The following is a 16,229-nucleotide window of genomic DNA, read 5'->3' on the forward strand; positions in this document are numbered from 1 at the left end:
GAAGATGACCATTTTGCCGACACTGAAATCCTTTGCCGTCGCAGCCGCCATCCTGGCGTCGACCTCTGCAATTGCACTCGCCAAGGACGTTCACATCAGCGTCTGGGCCGGCGGCACCGGACCGAACGACGTCTATCGCCTCGACGCCATCGAGATCGCCGCCCAGCAGCTGCAGCGTGAAGCCGCTCTCAAGGGCGAAGACCTGAAGATCACCGTCGAGAAGAAGCCCTATTCGGCCTGGGAGGACTTCAAGCAGGCGCTGACCCTTGCCGCCGAAGCCAAGACCGCCCCGAATATCGTCGTCAGCGGCCATGAAGACATCGCACCCTGGTCGCAGGCCGGATTGATCGTTCCGATCGAGGATTATGTCGATCTCGACTCATGGCCGCTCAGCGATATCTATGAAAACCTGTTGCAGATCGCATCCTACAACGGCACCGTCTACGGTATCCCGCAGGACGCCGAATCCCGCCCGATGTTCTTCTGGAAGCCTTACATGAAGGCGATCGGTTACAGCGATGCCGATCTGGACGCGCTGCCGCAGAGCGTCCAGGACGGCAAGTACACCATGAAGAACCTGCTCGAAGACGCCAAGAAGATGCAGGACAAGGGCCTCGTCCAGGCCGGCTACGGATTTTATCCGCGCACCAGCAACGGTCCTGATTACTGGCAGTTCTACACCAGCTTCGGCGGCACGATGGAAGAAGGCGGCAAGCTCGTTTTCGACAAGGCCGCGATGACCCGCACCTATCAGTTCTTCGCCGATGCGGTGAAGGCCGGTGTTACCAAGAAGAACCACATCGGCATGCCGGGCGACCAGTGGTGGAAGGAAGTCGCCACCGGCAAGGCCGGCATCTGGGACGGCGGCACCTGGCACTATGCCCGCCTCGTCAACCAGGAAGGCTTGAAGGATTTCTTCGGCAACGTGATCTTCACGCTGATCCCCGCCGGCGAAGGCGGCAAGGCCAACACGCTGACCCATCCGCTCGTCTACCTGCTGACCGCAGGCCACGACAAGGAAGACACCGAAATCGCCGCCCAGCTGGTCAAGATCGCCTCCGAGCCGCGCACCAACGCGCTGCATGCGGTCAAATCAGCCCATCTCGGCATCTCCAAGTCGGAATCCACCGTCGAATTCTACTCGGCCGACCGCTGGACCCGCGAAGCCACCGAGCGCCTGCTGCCGCATGCCAATGCGATGCCGAACAATTCCGATTTCGGCAAATATTGGAACATCATGTGGAAGAACCTCGAAGCATCCTGGACCGGCGCCAAGACCGTAGACGCCGCGGTCAGTGATGCAGAGAGCGAGCTGAAGAGCACGCTCGGCGACAAGATCGTCATCCGCTAGAACAGGATGATTTCATGCCGACTCGGCCTGAAATCTGAATCCTGTTCTAAATTAAAGGGTTAGAGCATGATGGCGTCCGAAAACCGCTCACACTTTTCGGCATCATGCTCTAGGATCGAAGCACTCTTCCGGGCGGCGGCAGCGCTGCCCGGTCGGTCCGCGACGAGGGGGCTTCCATGAAATCGTCCAGAACGCTCGGACTGGTGATGATCGCGCCTGCGGCGATCATGATCATCCTCTTCTTCCTGATGCCGGTCGTTCTGACGGCGGTCTTCTCGATGACCAGCATGACGACAGCGACTGGCATATCAGGCGGTGTCTACCAGATCGCACCGAATTCCCTGATCGCGCTGAAATCGGCGATACCAGACATTGCCGCCGAGATGGCCGAACCGCGCTACACGATCGACGAGGCAGGCCTCAAGGCCATCGAAGGTCTCGGGCTTGCGCCGGGGATTGCTGGGGAATTGCGCGCCAAACATGCAGGTGAGGTGTTCACGGCACGCCGCGACGTCGAGCGCATGATCAAGGATCTTGCCGACCGGCCTTCGACGCGCGACGTCAAGCAGATTTCCGAACAGTTCAACCGCTCAGTCCTCAACACCCGCTTCGACAGCAAGGAGCAGCTCTTTTCGGCGCTGGATGGCCTGGGTTTCAAACTGACATCGGAGCAGAGGGAAACGGTCGCCAAGGCCACTTATACCGGCTGGGTTTGGACGACCGACAATTTCTCGCGCATGACCACCTCGCCCGACATGGCGCGCGTGCTCTTGAATACCGTGCTCTACGTCGCGCTGGTGCTGATGCTGTTCAATGTCGGCTATGCGCTGCTGCTGGCCATCTGGACGCATTACATGCCGCCGACGCCGGCCTCGATCTTCCGCGGCATCTGGCTCCTGCCGCGCATTACCCCCGTCGTCATCTACGTCATGCTATGGAAGTGGCTTGCCTGGGATACCGGCTTCATTTCGATCCTGATGGGCAAGTTCGGCTATCCGCCGAAGAACTACCTTCTCGACAACGCCTATAACGCCTGGTTCTTCGTCGTGCTGATCAACGGCTTCATCGGCGCCTCCATGGGCATGCTGGTCTTCTCCTCGGCGATGAAGGCCATTCCGAAGAGCCAGTTCTATGCGAGCGAGGTCGACGGCGCGTCGCGCTGGCAGCAGATCCGCTATATCATCCTGCCGCAGATGCGTTGGCCGATCCTCTTCGTTACCTGCTACCAGACCTTGTCGCTGCTTGCCTCCTTCAATGAAATCCTGCTTGCCACCAATGGCGGACCGGGCAATGCGACCGAGGTCTGGGCGCTCTCCGCCTATCACACTGCGCTGAGGAACTATGCCGGCAACCTGGAATATGGGTTGGGCGCCGCCATGGCATTGGTGCTCGTCGTCATCGGCGTGATGCTGTCGCTCCTCTATCTGCGCGTCTTCAGTTACGGCACGCTAGTCGCCAAGCCCTTGATCGAGGATTGACCATGGCCGAACGATCGCAGCCCTCGGCAAATTACCGCAACTGGCCTGTCATAACGGCGTTGACGATCGTCAGCCTGCCGCTGCTCCTCATGTATCTCTATCTCTTCCTCGACACCGTGACGGTGAAGCAGGCGGACGCGCTGTTGCCTTCGGGCTTGACGATCAATCACTGGCGCTTCCTGTGGCAGACGACAGAGGGCAAGGCGAACATCTGGCAGGTGACTGTCAATACGCTGCTCTTTGCGGCCTGCACCACCAGCCTCGTGCTTATCGTCTCGTCGATGGCCGGCTATGTTTTGTCACGACTGAACGTGCCGGCGCGCGGCTTCTTCCTTGCTGGCGTCATGGTGTTGCATGCCTTCCCCTCTGTGACGCTGATCATCGCCATCTTCATCGTGCTGCAGATGATCGGCCTCTACAATTCGCTGATCGGCGTCATTCTGGTGAAGGCGGCAATCGATCTGCCGCTCGGCATTTGGTTGATGAAGGGCTTCTACGACACAGTGCCGTGGGAAATCGAAATGGCCGGCGTCGTCGACGGCGCCTCGCGCTTCCGGGTCTGGCTCAGTCTCGTGCTGCCGCAGGTCAAGCCTGGCATCATGGCGCTCGGCCTCTTCTCTTTCCTCTCCGGCTGGGGCGAGTTCATCCTGCCGCAGGTGCTGGCGCCCGGTAATCAGGTGCAGGTGCTCTCGGTCTATCTCGCGGCCTTCCTCGCCGACGACAACAATTATGATTTCAACATGTTCAAAGCGGTCGGCGTCTTCTACCTCGTTCCGGTGTTGATCGTTTACGCGCTCTTCAACAAATATCTCATGAACATCTATGGCGGCGGGAGCAAAGGCTGATGCGCATCCTCCTCGACAATTTTTCGAAGAGCTTCGGCTCCACCAAGGTCATCGAGAACATGACGCTCGAAGTCGGCAACGGCGAAATGCTGGCGCTGCTCGGCCCTTCTGGCTGCGGCAAATCGACGACGCTGTTTTCCGTCTGCGGCATCCACCGGCCGAGCGGCGGGCGCATCCTCTTCGGCGACCGCGACGTCACGGACCTGCCGAGCCAGGCTCGCAATGTCGGCGTCGTTTTCCAGTCCTATGCGCTCTATCCGCACATGACGGTTACCGATAACATCGGCTTTCCGCTGAAGGTGAAGGGCATGCCGACCGCCGAGATCCGCAAGGAAGTCGACCGTATCGCCGCCCTCGTGCAGATCGGCAACCTGATGGGCCGCAGGCCGGCCGAGCTTTCCGGCGGCCAGCAGCAGCGCGTGGCGCTCGCGCGCGCGCTGATCCGCAAGCCGGATGTGCTGTTGCTCGACGAACCGCTCGCCAATCTCGATGCCAAGCTGCGCCTCGAAATGCGATCGGAGATCCGCCGCCTGCAACGCGAAACCGGCATTACCGCCATTCTCGTCACCCATGACCAGGTGGAGGCGATGAGCATGTGCGACCGCATCGCCATCATGAAGGAAGGCGAGATCGTCCAGATCGCCACGCCGGCTGAAATGTACAATGATCCAAAGACCGCCTTCGTTGCCGGCTTCCTCGGCAATCCGCCGATCACCTTCCTGCGCGGCGTCGTGGACAAGGGCGCCTTCACAATTCCGCAAAGCGAGATCCGCGTGCCGCTGCCTGATACCGTCGGAGCCGCCGAGGGCACGAAGCTGATGCTCGGTGTCCGGCCGGAGCATTTTACGCCGGCAGGCGACATCACCGTGCCCGGCAAGATCACCTTCGCCGAAACACAGGGTCGCGAGAACCTCTACGACGTGGCTCTTGCCGGCGGACCGCTGCTGCGCTCCATCCAGCCTGTACGCAGCGATATTCACGTCGGCGACGACGTCCGGTGGGCGATCGACAGCCGCGGCATATTTGTCTTCGACGAAAATGGCAGGAGGCTCTGATGACCCGCGACTTCTCGGCATTTTTCCAGCGTTACGGCTGGCCGTCAGGCAAGGGCCGGCTTCCCTTTTGCATCGGCCATCGTGGCGCAAGCGGCCATGAACGCGAGAACACCCTTGCCGCCTTCCGCCGCGCTGCCGAACTCGGCGCTGAGATGTGGGAGCTCGATACGCAGCTGACCAAGGACGGCGTGGTCGTCGTCTCGCATGACGACCATCTCGAGCGTGTCTTCGGCATCGACCGCCGCATTTCCGAAATGACGGCGGCGGAGCTTGGCGCACTCGACGGCGTCGACGTGCCGAGTTTTTCAGAGGTCGCCGCTCTCGGTCGCGAGACCGGGACCGGCCTCTACGTCGAGCTGAAGGTGCCTGGGACCGGCATGCGCTGCTGGCGGCACCTTGTCGAGATGAACCAGCGTTTCGCCTGTCTCGGCTCGTTCGACACGGCGCAGGTGCGCGAGCTCCGCGATGCGGCCTGCGATTTTCCGCTTTCCGTGCTGATCCGGGTCGACCACGATCCGCATGCGCTCGGCGACGAGGCCCGCGCCGATATCCTGCATCTTTGCTGGGAAAGGGCAGGCGAGCGTCCGCAGGATCTGGTGACCGACGCGCTGATGCGCCGCGCTTTCGATGCTGGCCGCGAGATCGTGCTCTGGCACGAGGAACGGCCGGCAATTCTCGATGACATCATGAAGCTTCCGGTTCTCGGCATCTGCACGGATCTGCCCGATCTGATGCGATCACCGGCGGTTAAGGAAAAAGCAATTGGCAGACGGGGATAAGGGACCGCGCAAGGTGACCTCCTTCGACGTGGCGCGCGTGGCCGGCGTTTCGCGCGCAGCCGTGTCGCGCGCCTTCACGCCGGATGCCAGCGTCTCGCCGAAGACACGCGAAAAGGTCTACCAGGCAGCCAAGGAACTCGGCTACCGGGTCAACTATCTTGCCCGAAGCCTGACCAACAAACGCTCCGATCTCGTCGGCGTCGTCGCCGCCGGCCTCGACAATCCGTTCCGTACGCTGCAGATCGAGAATCTGGCGAGGGTGCTGCTCGCCCGCAATTTCCGTCCCATCCTGCTGCCGACCTCGCCGGAGGCGGATACTTCGACGGTCATCGGCCAGCTGCTGCATTACGCCGTATCAGGCGTCATCGTCACCTCGGACGCACCGCCGACCGAGATCTGCGAGCAGTGCGCGGCCGAAGGCGTGCCGATCGTGCTGATCAACAAGGGCAATGACATCCCCTTCGTCGACCGCATCATCTCCGACGACCGCATGGCCGGCCATCTCGCCGCCACCCACCTGATCGACAGCGGCGTGCGAAAGCCCGCTGTAATGGCCGCACCCGCCATATCCTATACGGCACGGCGACGCAGCGAGGCCTTCATCGCACGCTGCAAGCAGCTCGGCGCCGAGGCCCAGTTCCTGCAGATCAGGATCAACGACTACAGGAGCGGCTATGATGCGGCGGCCGAACTTGCCGCATCCGGCATCGACGGGCTGTTCTGCGCCAACGACTACATGGCCTGCGGCGTGATCGACCACGTCATGCAGGGCCGCGGCCGCGGTGATGTGCCGCCGCTCTCCATCATCGGCCATGACGACATTCCCCAGGCGAGCTGGACCGCCTACGATCTCACGACCATCCGTCAACCCTGCGACGTCCAGGCCGAAAAGACGATCGACCTGCTGATGAGCCGGATGGCTGAACCGGACCTGACGGCGCGTGTCGAATTCACGCCGGTGACACTGATCAAAAGAAGGACCGCCTGATGAACTCCGCATTCGACGCCGCTGCCATCCGCGCACGGGCGGAGGTCGCCATCACCGTTGCCCTCGAGGTCGGACGGGAAACGGCCCGGTTTCGGCACGACTCTGAACTCGGCTCGCTTGCTGTCGAGAACAAGGGATTGCAGGATTTCGTGACCATCGCCGACAGGAGGGCCGAGCAGGCGATCCGCGAGGGGCTGCTCTCGCGCTTTCCGGATGATAGTTTCATGGGCGAAGAGAGCGGCGGACAATCGGGTAAGGGCGGCACCTGGGTCGTCGATCCAATCGACGGCACGACCAACTATATCAGAGGCTTCCGGCACTGGGGCGTCTCGATCGCCTTCGTCGTCGGCGGCAAGGTCGAGATCGGCGTGGTCTACGACGCCGCCGGAGACAAGGTCTTTCACGCCGTCCGCGGCGGGGGCGCCTTCAAGGATGACCTGCCGGTGCACGCGGCGGCGACCGTCGATCCGGCCAATGCGCTTGTCATTCTCGGCCATTCCCGCAAGACGAGCTTCGACGATCATCTCGCGCTCTCGCGGCGGCTCCACGAACGCGGCATGGATTATCGCCGCATGGGCGCGGCGGCGATCGACCTCGTTCGTGTCGCCGAGGGTGCTGCCGATCTTTATTATGAACGCCATCTCAATGCCTGGGACATGCTCGCCGGCGCGCTGATCGCCGAAGAGGCCGGCGCTGTGGTGGCGATGCCGCCGGTCGACAGGCTGCTTGCGCAGGGCGGACCCGTCATCGCCCATTCCCCGGGGCTTGCCGGCGAATTCGCGTTCATCCTCGACATCGAGGGGCTATAGATACACCGTCCCAGAGACGCGATCCGCCCGATTGGCGAAGCTGCGAGCGTTACGCAACAACGCGATTGCGACCGCTGTTTTTCGCCGCATAGAGATTCTGATCGGCGATCGCCAAAATCTCGTTCGGAGACTTGGCAGACAGGGTACCGGCGACACCGATGCTGATCGTCACGTGCAGCCCGTTGCAGATCTCAGACCAATCCCATCGTTCAATGGCTGAACGCAGTCTCTCGCAGAGATCTGCGGCCCCTCGGGGAGCGCCGGCGAACAGGACGACGAATTCCTCGCCGCCAAACCGAATTGCCTGATCGGTAATGCGCAACTGGCCGCGCAATATAGTTCCAATGGCACTCAGGACCCGGTCACCGATCATGTGAGAGAAGTTGTCGTTGATCGACTTGAAGTGATCGACATCCAGCATCGCGATGGAATATGGGCGCTTCTCAGATGTCAGCGCTTTAAAGCGGCTGTCGAGATATTTGCGGTTATAGAGCCCGGTCAGCGCGTCGAGATAGACGGCATTGGCAAGGATATCGGTTTGCTCCTGCAATTTCTGGTAGGAGGCCTCCAGCGTTTCTGCGCGCTTCGACTCCGTTTCGGCAACTTCCTTGAACCGTTTGGTTTCATAATAGATTTCGGCGAGACGTGCGCGTCGCTGCGTACTCTCGGCACTATTGCGCAAATAGGCTTGGTGGTATTTCTTATGTGCCTCCAGCGCCGGATCGAACTGCCCCAGCCCCTCATAGGCTTGCGACAGATAAAGATAGATCTGCACATAGGAATCGAAACTGCCGCCGGCGTCGATCAGCTCCACCGCCTCGAGCAGCGGCGGCAGGGCTTCGGTGAATTTTCCGGAATTGTTGTAGATCTGGCCCAAAGTGTAGAGATATTGCTGCCTGTCCCTGACATAGCTGTTCTCTTGAAACAGCCGATAGCGGGCCATGCACTGGAGCGCCTTCTCATGCTCGCCCAGGTGGCTGTAGAACTCGGCCTGGTTGCCGAGACAGAGGCGAGCGGCCCAGCTGTCGCCGATCTCGATTGCGATGTCGAGCGCCTGTCCGGTCAGTTCCAGCGCTCTGACCAGCATCCGGTGTTCTTCCTCCGGCTGGCCGAGCGCCCGCGCGATATATCCGCCTTCCGAATGAGCGCCGCCGAGATTGATGAGCCACCAGCATTCAAAGTTCTTATTGCCAATCGATCTGGCGAGTTCGACAGACCTCTCGCTCATCAAGATGGCCCGGTCGGGCTGTTTGTTGCACCAGAAGATAATTCCTATGACGTTGGTGGCCAGGCTTTGTGCTTTCGGGTCCGCGGCCTTGTCGGCCAGATCCAACGCGCGGGTAGCTTCTTCGATTGCTTCCTCCGGCAAGCCCAGTTCCAAGAGCAGCCATCCGAAATAGGCCCGGGCAACGGCTTCCTCTTTGCGCTCCCCGGTCAATTTCCAGAAGTCTATCGCCCGCCGGACATGCGTCAGTCCAAGTTCGGCCTTGCCGATTTGAAAACAGTACCAGGCAATATCCGTGTCGCATTGCGCGGCGAGCCGGTCGTCGCCCCGCGCCTTGGCATCAACAAGAATTTCTCCGGCCAGTGTAAGGGCCTCAACCGAACGGCCTGTACATCCACGATGCCACGCTTCCTGTAAGTTGGAATGTGCTTGTCGAGTATTTGCTTCGGCATCAACAACTTGCATATCGGACACCAACATTTGTCTGCTGGCTATGGATAGCATCAGAAGTTTAAAATGATGCAAACTGCAAAAAGCAGGCGACAAACCTAGAAACAGGGTATCGAAAGCCTCTCTCACCTTTCGCCATCATGCTCCAACGTCCGCCGGTTAATCCGCCATGCGGCGGCGCCAGGCGCGTTCGGTCGCCGGTGCCTCGTCCGTGGTGATCTGATCCGGCTTCAGGGCCATCAGCGTCGAAAAGCCTAGCCATTCCTCTTCGCTGAAGCCGGTATCCGGATCCTTCAGGGTGAAGGTCCAGGCATCGACGCGTTTGCCTTCGTCCTGGCAGAGCGCAATCATGTCGAGGCCTTCATTGGCGGCATCAAGGATCAGCGGCCAGTGGAGATAGATCGTGTCCGGTTCGGTCGGGCCGCGCAGGTCGGCACGCAGTTCCGTCTCGACCGCCTTCCAGCCGTTGGCCTTTTTGATATCGTAGAGCTTGTCGGTCGGATCGATCCCTCGCAGGAGATGCGGAAGCTTCTCCTTGACCGCGACGATGAGGTCGAGGCTGCCGCCGCTGACGATCACCGAGGCGGCGATATCTTGGAAATGCGCGGCCAGATGCGCAATGCCCCTGGCGCCGATCGCTTCAAAGTCATCCTTCATGTCGAATTGCAGCAGCGCGGCCGGGTGGGCCGATTGGAGCATGGCGGCGAGATCCTCGCTCAAGATCAGCGGCCGGTCGCCCTCCTGCATCCTGATAGCGGTGAGGTCGCCGATGCTCTTCTTGGCGATCGCTCCCTGCCCAGTCGTTTCACCTTCGAGCTCCTCATCGTGCAGCACGACGAAACCGCCGTCGGCGCGGACGCGCAGATCGAGCTCCATCGAGGCGCCTGCTGCAAATCCCTTCGCCATCACTTCGGCTGAGAACAACGGATCGGCAAACCGCTTGCGCAACCGGTGCCATTTCAGGCGGGTGCGATGCCCCTCATGTGAAATCTCCAGGCCCTGCGCATCCAGCAATCTTGTCATCTGCACCAAGTCTCCGCGATTGCTACTCTCCTGCCTTGATGAACCATGATTATCAAGGGCCGAATACGGCTTTCATCGACTGTAAGCTGCGGATATTGCCTCCGAAGCGGCTGATATATCCGAGGGATGGCCTGCCTGCCTGAGGGCGGCGCCATACGCCACGACATTCGACAGCACCGTCTGGAATGCAGCGCGCGGACCCGTGTGGTTCAGCCGCACGAGACGGGCCGGCGCGGTTCCGACGCCTTCGGTCAGCTCAACCCCGAGCTGCCCGGCAGCTGCGATCAGCGCGGCAGGCGCCAGCGCCTCCGGCACCGGCACGGCCGTCACCAGGTTCGACGCCTTTACTGCCGGCACCCAGGCTGGGGCTCCGAGTGCGGCAAGCCCCGCTCGCGTCGCCGATGCTGCCAGCGCATGGCGGGCGACGACATTCTCCAGGCATTCAGCCTCGATGCGGTCGAGCGCCGCCTCCAGCGCGAAGAATTCCAGCGGCGCCGGTGTTCCCGGCAGGCCGCTTCGGCCGCCATCGACCCATGACTTCTGATCCGCCAACGACAATATCGAATCGCGCGCGGCGCCATCTCTGAGAATGAGATCCCAGGCGCGGCCGCTGACCGAGAGTGCGGACAGACCGGCCGGCCCGCCGAGCGCTTTCTGCGGGCCGATCACGGCGATGTCGATGCCGAGATCGTCGACATCGAGCCGGTGGCCACCGACCGAGGCGACCGCATCGACGACGGTGACGACGCCGCGAGCCCGGGCAAGCGCCAATATCTCCGGCAGGGGGTTGAGAATGCCGCTCGCGGATTCGGCATGAACCAGCGCGAGCACGTCGATCTTCGGACCCGTCTGAAGTGCTTTGGCGACTGCTTCGATCTCGATCGGAAGGCCCGATTCGGCGACAACATCCTCTACTGTCGCGCCACCCCGCCGCAGCCATTGCCCGAACCAGCCGCCATAGGTGCTGGTGACGATGTTGAGTGCTGTCAGGCCAGGGCGCGCAAGGCTGACCGCCACCGCCTCGAGCGCCACCACCGCTTCTGCTTGCACCAGCAATATATCGTTGCGGCTGTGCAATATGCCGCCGATCCTGTCGGCGAGGACGGCGTAGCGCTCCGCGGGATAGGAGGGCACTCCATGCAGGGGATTCCAACCAAGATCGGGCATGGATACTTCCTTCAGCAAGGATCGGTCACGAGACGAGGGACGGCGGCAACGAGTGCGCGGGCGGCCTCCGATTGCGGCGCGGCAACGACCGCCGCTGCCGGGCCGGTCTCGACGATCCGCCCGCCATCCATGACGGCGATGCGGTGGGAGACGGCCCGGACCACGGCAAGATCGTGCGAAATGAACAGACAGGCAATGCCCTGTTCTTTCTGCAGATCGACCAGGAGCTCGAGGATCCGGCCGCGCACGGTCACATCGAGCGCCGAGACCGCCTCGTCGAGCACCAGCAGCGATGGCCGCGTCGCAATCGCCCGCGCAATCGCCACACGCTGCCGCTGGCCGCCGGAGAGTGCCCGCACCGGACGTGCGGCATGATCTGCGGTGAGGCCGACACGCTCGAGCAGCATGACGATCTCGCCGGGGCGCTGGTTCTTCGCGGCGACGCCGTGGATGCGAAGCGGATCGTCGAGCACCGTGCTGACGGTCGCCAACGGATTGAAGGCGGCGAGCGGATCCTGAAACACCATCTGCATTCGGGCCCGCCGGCGGCGCAAAGGCGCGCCATTCAGCGCGAGCCAGTCCTCTCCCTCGAAGCGAATCGAGCCGGCATCGGCAGCAACAAGCCGCAGCAGGATGCGCGATAGCGTCGATTTTCCACTACCGGAGGCGCCGACGAGACCGAGCGTTTCCCCAGGCGCGATCGTCAGCGATACATTGTCTAGAGCGGCAACCTGGCGGCCCGCAGAAGAAAAACCTTTCGACAGGTTTTCGATGGAAAGCAGCCTGTCGTTCATGACGGCACCTCCGCGATCAGCGGCGGCGTCGCGAGATCGCGATGGCTGGCGATGAGGGCGGCGGTATAGTCGCTTTTCGGCGCAGATAGCACTGAACGGACAAGGCCTGCCTCGACCAGCCTCGCATTGCGGAAAACGGCGATGCGATCGACGAATCCCGAGGCAAGCGCGATGTCGTGGGTGATGAAGAGCAGCGTCATGCCGTCTTCGAGTACGAGCCCGTCGAGCAGGCCGATGATCTCGGCCTGGACGACGACGTCGAGCGCGCTGGTCGCCTCGTCGGCAATCAGCAGCGCAGGCCTCGCGGCGATGGCCGCGGCAATCGCCACGCGCTGGCGCTGGCCGCCGGAAAGCTGATGCGGAAAGGCTCGTATCGCCTTGTCAGGCTGCTGTATCCGCACCCGCCCGAGCAATTCCTCAGCCCTGATATAGGCCTGTTTCCAGCTGAGGCCGAGATGGCGCCTGGCGCCTTCAGCGATCTGCTCGCCGATCGTCAGGACGGGATTGAGGCTGGAGCCTGGATCCTGGAAAACCAAGCCGAAATCGCGGCCTGGGCGGGGCGGATGGCCAAGGCCGGGCCAAAGTATCTCGCCGCCGACCTTCGTTCCCTCCGGCAGCAGACCGGCAAGCGCGCGGGCAAGCGTGCTCTTGCCGGAACCGCTTTCGCCGATGATCGCCAGCCTTTCGCCGGAGGCGATATCAAGATCGATATGGTCGAGCGCGGCTGCACCGCTGCTGCCGCGCCCATAGGTGACCGAAAGCTGTCGCAGGCTGCAGAAAATACTCATGCCGCCCTCACGCCATCATCGCCGAGCGCCTTGCCCAGACCCTCGCTGAAGAGATGGACGCCGAGCACGGTCACGGCGAGTGCCGCACCCGGTATGACCGAGAGATAGGATGCCGAACGCAACACGCTGCGGCCCTCTGCGATCATCGAACCCCAGGTGGCGATATTGGGGTTGCCCAGACCCAGGAAGGAAAGCGCTGCCTCGGTGAGGATAGCACCGGCGACGATGGTGGCCGAAAGCGCCAGCACCGGCGGCAATGCGTTCGGCAGGATTTCCCGGAGGGCGATCTCGGCCGGATGCATGCCGATCACCCTTGCCGAGGCAACGTAATCCTGCTCGCGGATCGCCAGCACCTGCGCTCTCGTCAGCCGGGCCGGATCGGCCCAGGTGCCGAGCGCAATGGCAATGACGACGACAGGCGTCGACACCCCGATGGTGCTGACGAAGGCAAGGGCGAGCAAAAAAGCCGGCACGATCTGGAAGGCGTCGATCACCCGCATCAGCGCCTCGTCGACGAGCCCGCCGGCAAAACCGGCCGCCATGCCTACGCACAGCCCCAGCACCATGGCCGAAAACGCTGCCGCCAGGCCGACGGCGAGCGAGGTTCGCGCGCCATAGAGCAGCCCCGCCAGGACGTCGCGGCCGAGACGGTCGGTGCCGAGCGGAAAAGCTGGATCGGCGAATGGCGTCAGCAGTGCGCGGCCGGCAATTTTCAGCGGATCGCCCGGCGAAATGACGGGTGCGAGCAGCCCGGCCGCAAGCAGGACGAAAAGGATCGCAAGTCCGGCCGCACCTTCCGGCGTGCGCAGCAGGCGCCGCAGCCAGCTCATACGCCGCCCTCCGAAGCGCCGATGCGCGGGTCGAGCGCGGCATAGACGAGATCGACGAGGAAATTGACCGAGATGACGAGGACGGCGCTGGTGACGACGATGCCCATCAATAGCGGCGCGTCGCGGCCGTTGACCGCCTCCTGCGCCAGCCGGCCGAAACCCGGGATCGCAAAGACGCTCTCGATCACCACGCTGCCGCCGAGCATGGCCGCCGATTGCAGTCCGAGCATGGTGATGAGCGGTAGCAGCGCATTGCGCGCCACGTGACGCAGCACGATCCGGCTGCGCGACAGCCCCTTGGCCCGGGCGAAGAGCACGAAATCCAGCTTCCACGCCTCGGCCATGCCGCTGCGCATCACCCGCAGGAACAAGGCGAGATAGATCAGGGCGAGCGTGCCGACCGGCAGAACCAGATGATCTGATATGTCGAGCGCGCGCGAAAAACCCGTCTTGCCGGAAGCGATCGTCTCAATGCCGGCGATCGGAAACCAGCGCAGCTTCACCGAGAAAGCGATGCTCAGGACCAGGCCGAGCCAGAAACTCGGAATGGCATAGACGATCAGCGAGCCGATCGACAGCAATCGGTCGCGAAAGCTTCCCGGCCGCGCCCCAGCAAGGATGCCGAACGCCGAGCCGAGACCGAAGGAAAGCGCCGTCGCGCTACCCATCAGGAGCAGCGTATTGGGCAGGCGTTCGGCAATGAGCGCCCCGACCGGCCTGTTGAAGGCGACCGACCAGCCGAGATCGAAGCGTGCGAGCGAGGAAAGATAGAGCCAGAGACGCGCGAGAACGGACCGGTCGAGACCGTAGCTCTCGCGCAGTGACTGCCTAAGTGCGGCATCGCCGCCGCCGATCGAGCCGAGATAGGCGTCGACGGCATCGCCCGAGGCGGATTCAAGCAGGAAAAAGGTGAAGATCACCACGATCAGCAGCACCGGAATGCTGCTGATCGCCCTGCGCCTCAGGAGGATGATTGCACGTCTCACGCCGGAGAGAGCCTCTGAAAGAGAATTGCCGCCGATCCTATCACGATTGCAGCGCGGTATCGCCCCAGTTCGAAACGGCCCAGCGCGGATTGTCCGCGACGTTGAGCACGGTATCGCGCGCAACGGTGATGAAACCCCATTCCGCGACGTTGATCAGCGGCAGGTCGGCGACGACGAGCTGCTGGAACTTGCGGTAGAGATCGGTGCGCGCCGCAGTGTCGACCGTCTCGGAGGCCTGCTTGATGATCTTGTCGAGCTCCGGATTGACGTAGCCGCCCTGGTTGGAGAAGGGCACACCATCAGGGGTGCCGGACTGGACGAGAATGGTGGTGGAGATCGCCGGATCGCCACGGAAGACCGGCGGACCGACGGCGAGGTCGAAGTCGTGATCGGTATAGACCGCCTTCTGGTGCGCGGCCGCATCGGCATTGACGATCTCGGCATCGATACCGATGACGGCAAGCGCCTGGCGAAGGTAATCGCCGAACTGGCGCGTCTCGTTGAAATAGGGCGCGGGACGGAGCTTCAGCGAGAAGCGGTTGCCGTCCGGCCCTTGGCTGTAACCCGCCTTGTCGAGAATGTCGTTGGCGGCCGCAGTGTCGAACGTGTAGGCCGCGACATCTGATGTATAGAACTGCGGCGCATTCTTCGGCACCGGGCCGGTCGAGGCGGCGGCGTAACCGAGGAAGATCGTGTCGACCACGAATTTCTTGTCGATCGCCTGGGCGATTGCTTGGCGCACCCTGAGGTCGGCCAGCTCCTTGCGGCGGTGATTGATCTCGACGACGAGCTGATAGGTCAAAGCCTCATAACCCTTCGAGATCACCTTGATGCCGGCGACCTTCGAGATGCGGTCGAGATCGGCCAGCGGCACTGCCGAGAAGGCGGCAAGCTGGATTTCCTCGGCTTCGAGCGCCGAACCCGCCGCTTCGCGATCGGGCAGCACGCGGAAGACGATCTCGTCGAGTTTCGGCTGGTCTTTGTCCCAATAATTTTCGTTGCGCGTCAGCCGGTAATATTCGCCCGGCTTGTGTTCGGCGAACTTGAACGGGCCGGTGCCGACGAGCGTGTTGTTGGCCGGGTTGGTGGCGATATCGGTTCCGTCGAAAATGTGCTTGGCGACGACGCTGGTGACAACAGGCAGTGCGTTGCGGATCAGCTGGAACGGCGTCGGCTTGGAGAAGCGGAAGATGGCGGTGTAATCGTCGGGCGTATCGACGGCTTCGAGATTGGCCAAGACCAGGCGGCCGAGATTCTGCAGCGGCTTCCAGATGTTGAGCGCCGAGAAGGCGACATCGACCGAGGTAAACGGCTTGCCGTCGTGCCAGGTGACGCCATCGCGGAGCTTGAAGGTGACGGAGAGGCCATCGGCCGAGCCCTCCCAGGAGGTGGCGAGGCGCGGCGTAAGCCCATCCTTGCCATCGAACGACGCTTCGGCGAGCGGCTCGATCACCTTGCTTGCGACGAAAAAGACACCGTTCGAGGCGACGATGGCAGGATTGAGGTTCTTCGGCTCGGAATCGGCCGCAACGATCAGCCGGCCGCCGGCAGGAGCAGCTTGCGCGAGCGCCTGCCGGGCGAGCGCAGTCGAGGCAAGGAGCAGGGCGGTGCCCTTCATCAGCGTACGCCGCGAGATGGATGATACGGTCATGATCCCTCCT

General features: G+C 62.5%; 15 protein-coding genes. 7 read left to right on the forward strand and 8 right to left on the reverse strand.

What is annotated here, in order from left to right; all coding sequences use genetic code 11:
- Window positions 1-4 precede the first annotated feature (4 nt).
- From CUJ84_RS35725 to CUJ84_RS35755, 7 genes are all read left to right on the forward strand, one after another.
- The gene (locus tag CUJ84_RS35725; protein WP_105010150.1) at window positions 5-1,351 is read left to right on the forward strand and encodes an extracellular solute-binding protein; all 1,347 of its coding nucleotides are present in this window, start codon (window positions 5-7) and stop codon (window positions 1,349-1,351) included.
- A gap of 176 nt (window positions 1,352-1,527) precedes the next feature.
- The gene (locus CUJ84_RS35730) at window positions 1,528-2,829 is read left to right on the forward strand and encodes a carbohydrate ABC transporter permease (RefSeq protein ID WP_105010151.1); all 1,302 of its coding nucleotides are present in this window, start codon (window positions 1,528-1,530) and stop codon (window positions 2,827-2,829) included.
- 2 nt (window positions 2,830-2,831) lie between these two features.
- Window positions 2,832-3,674, forward strand: a complete 843-nt coding sequence (locus CUJ84_RS35735; RefSeq protein ID WP_105010152.1) for a carbohydrate ABC transporter permease — start codon at window positions 2,832-2,834, stop codon at window positions 3,672-3,674.
- Window positions 3,674-4,729 carry an ABC transporter ATP-binding protein gene (locus CUJ84_RS35740; protein ID WP_105010153.1) on the forward strand — a complete coding sequence of 352 codons (1,056 nt, stop codon included), beginning with the start codon at window positions 3,674-3,676 and terminating at the stop codon, window positions 4,727-4,729. Before CUJ84_RS35735 ends, CUJ84_RS35740 begins: the two co-directional genes overlap by 1 nt.
- Complete coding sequence (locus CUJ84_RS35745) at window positions 4,729-5,508, forward strand: glycerophosphodiester phosphodiesterase (RefSeq protein WP_105010154.1); 780 nt, start codon at window positions 4,729-4,731, stop codon at window positions 5,506-5,508. Before CUJ84_RS35740 ends, CUJ84_RS35745 begins: the two co-directional genes overlap by 1 nt.
- Window positions 5,492-6,496 (forward strand): LacI family DNA-binding transcriptional regulator, encoded by a 1,005-nt coding sequence (locus tag CUJ84_RS35750; RefSeq protein WP_105010155.1) that lies wholly within the window; start codon window positions 5,492-5,494, stop codon window positions 6,494-6,496. The genes CUJ84_RS35745 and CUJ84_RS35750 overlap by 17 nt, the downstream gene beginning before the upstream one ends.
- Window positions 6,496-7,305 carry an inositol monophosphatase family protein gene (locus tag CUJ84_RS35755; RefSeq protein WP_105010156.1) on the forward strand — a complete coding sequence of 270 codons (810 nt, stop codon included), beginning with the start codon at window positions 6,496-6,498 and terminating at the stop codon, window positions 7,303-7,305. The genes CUJ84_RS35750 and CUJ84_RS35755 overlap by 1 nt, the downstream gene beginning before the upstream one ends.
- Before the next feature lie 49 nt (window positions 7,306-7,354).
- Here CUJ84_RS35755 and CUJ84_RS35760 read toward each other — a convergent pair whose 3' ends face one another.
- From CUJ84_RS35760 to CUJ84_RS35795, 8 genes are all read right to left on the reverse strand, one after another.
- Window positions 7,355-9,010 (reverse strand): GGDEF domain-containing protein, encoded by a 1,656-nt coding sequence (locus tag CUJ84_RS35760; RefSeq protein ID WP_105010157.1) that lies wholly within the window; start codon window positions 9,008-9,010, stop codon window positions 7,355-7,357.
- 129 nt (window positions 9,011-9,139) lie between these two features.
- On the reverse strand, window positions 9,140-10,003 hold the full coding sequence (locus CUJ84_RS35765) for a glycerophosphodiester phosphodiesterase (RefSeq protein ID WP_199788893.1): 864 nt from the start codon (window positions 10,001-10,003) through the stop codon (window positions 9,140-9,142).
- A gap of 72 nt (window positions 10,004-10,075) precedes the next feature.
- A complete protein-coding gene (locus tag CUJ84_RS35770; RefSeq protein ID WP_105010159.1) occupies window positions 10,076-11,170 on the reverse strand; it encodes an aminotransferase class V-fold PLP-dependent enzyme in 1,095 nt (364 codons plus the stop codon).
- An 11-nt stretch (window positions 11,171-11,181) separates the two neighbouring features.
- A complete protein-coding gene (locus tag CUJ84_RS35775) occupies window positions 11,182-11,964 on the reverse strand; it encodes an ABC transporter ATP-binding protein (RefSeq protein ID WP_105010160.1) in 783 nt (260 codons plus the stop codon).
- Complete coding sequence (locus tag CUJ84_RS35780) at window positions 11,961-12,752, reverse strand: ABC transporter ATP-binding protein (RefSeq protein WP_105010161.1); 792 nt, start codon at window positions 12,750-12,752, stop codon at window positions 11,961-11,963. Before CUJ84_RS35780 ends, CUJ84_RS35775 begins: the two co-directional genes overlap by 4 nt.
- Window positions 12,749-13,582, reverse strand: coding sequence for an ABC transporter permease (locus tag CUJ84_RS35785; protein ID WP_105010162.1), 834 nt, complete (start codon window positions 13,580-13,582; stop codon window positions 12,749-12,751). Before CUJ84_RS35785 ends, CUJ84_RS35780 begins: the two co-directional genes overlap by 4 nt.
- Window positions 13,579-14,568, reverse strand: coding sequence for an ABC transporter permease (locus CUJ84_RS35790; protein ID WP_105010163.1), 990 nt, complete (start codon window positions 14,566-14,568; stop codon window positions 13,579-13,581). Before CUJ84_RS35790 ends, CUJ84_RS35785 begins: the two co-directional genes overlap by 4 nt.
- Window positions 14,569-14,608: 40 nt before the next feature.
- A complete protein-coding gene (locus CUJ84_RS35795; RefSeq protein WP_105010164.1) occupies window positions 14,609-16,219 on the reverse strand; it encodes an ABC transporter substrate-binding protein in 1,611 nt (536 codons plus the stop codon).
- Window positions 16,220-16,229 lie beyond the last annotated feature (10 nt).

The organism is Rhizobium leguminosarum (assembly GCF_002953715.1).
Classification (GTDB): Bacteria; Pseudomonadota; Alphaproteobacteria; order Rhizobiales; family Rhizobiaceae; genus Rhizobium; species Rhizobium leguminosarum_V.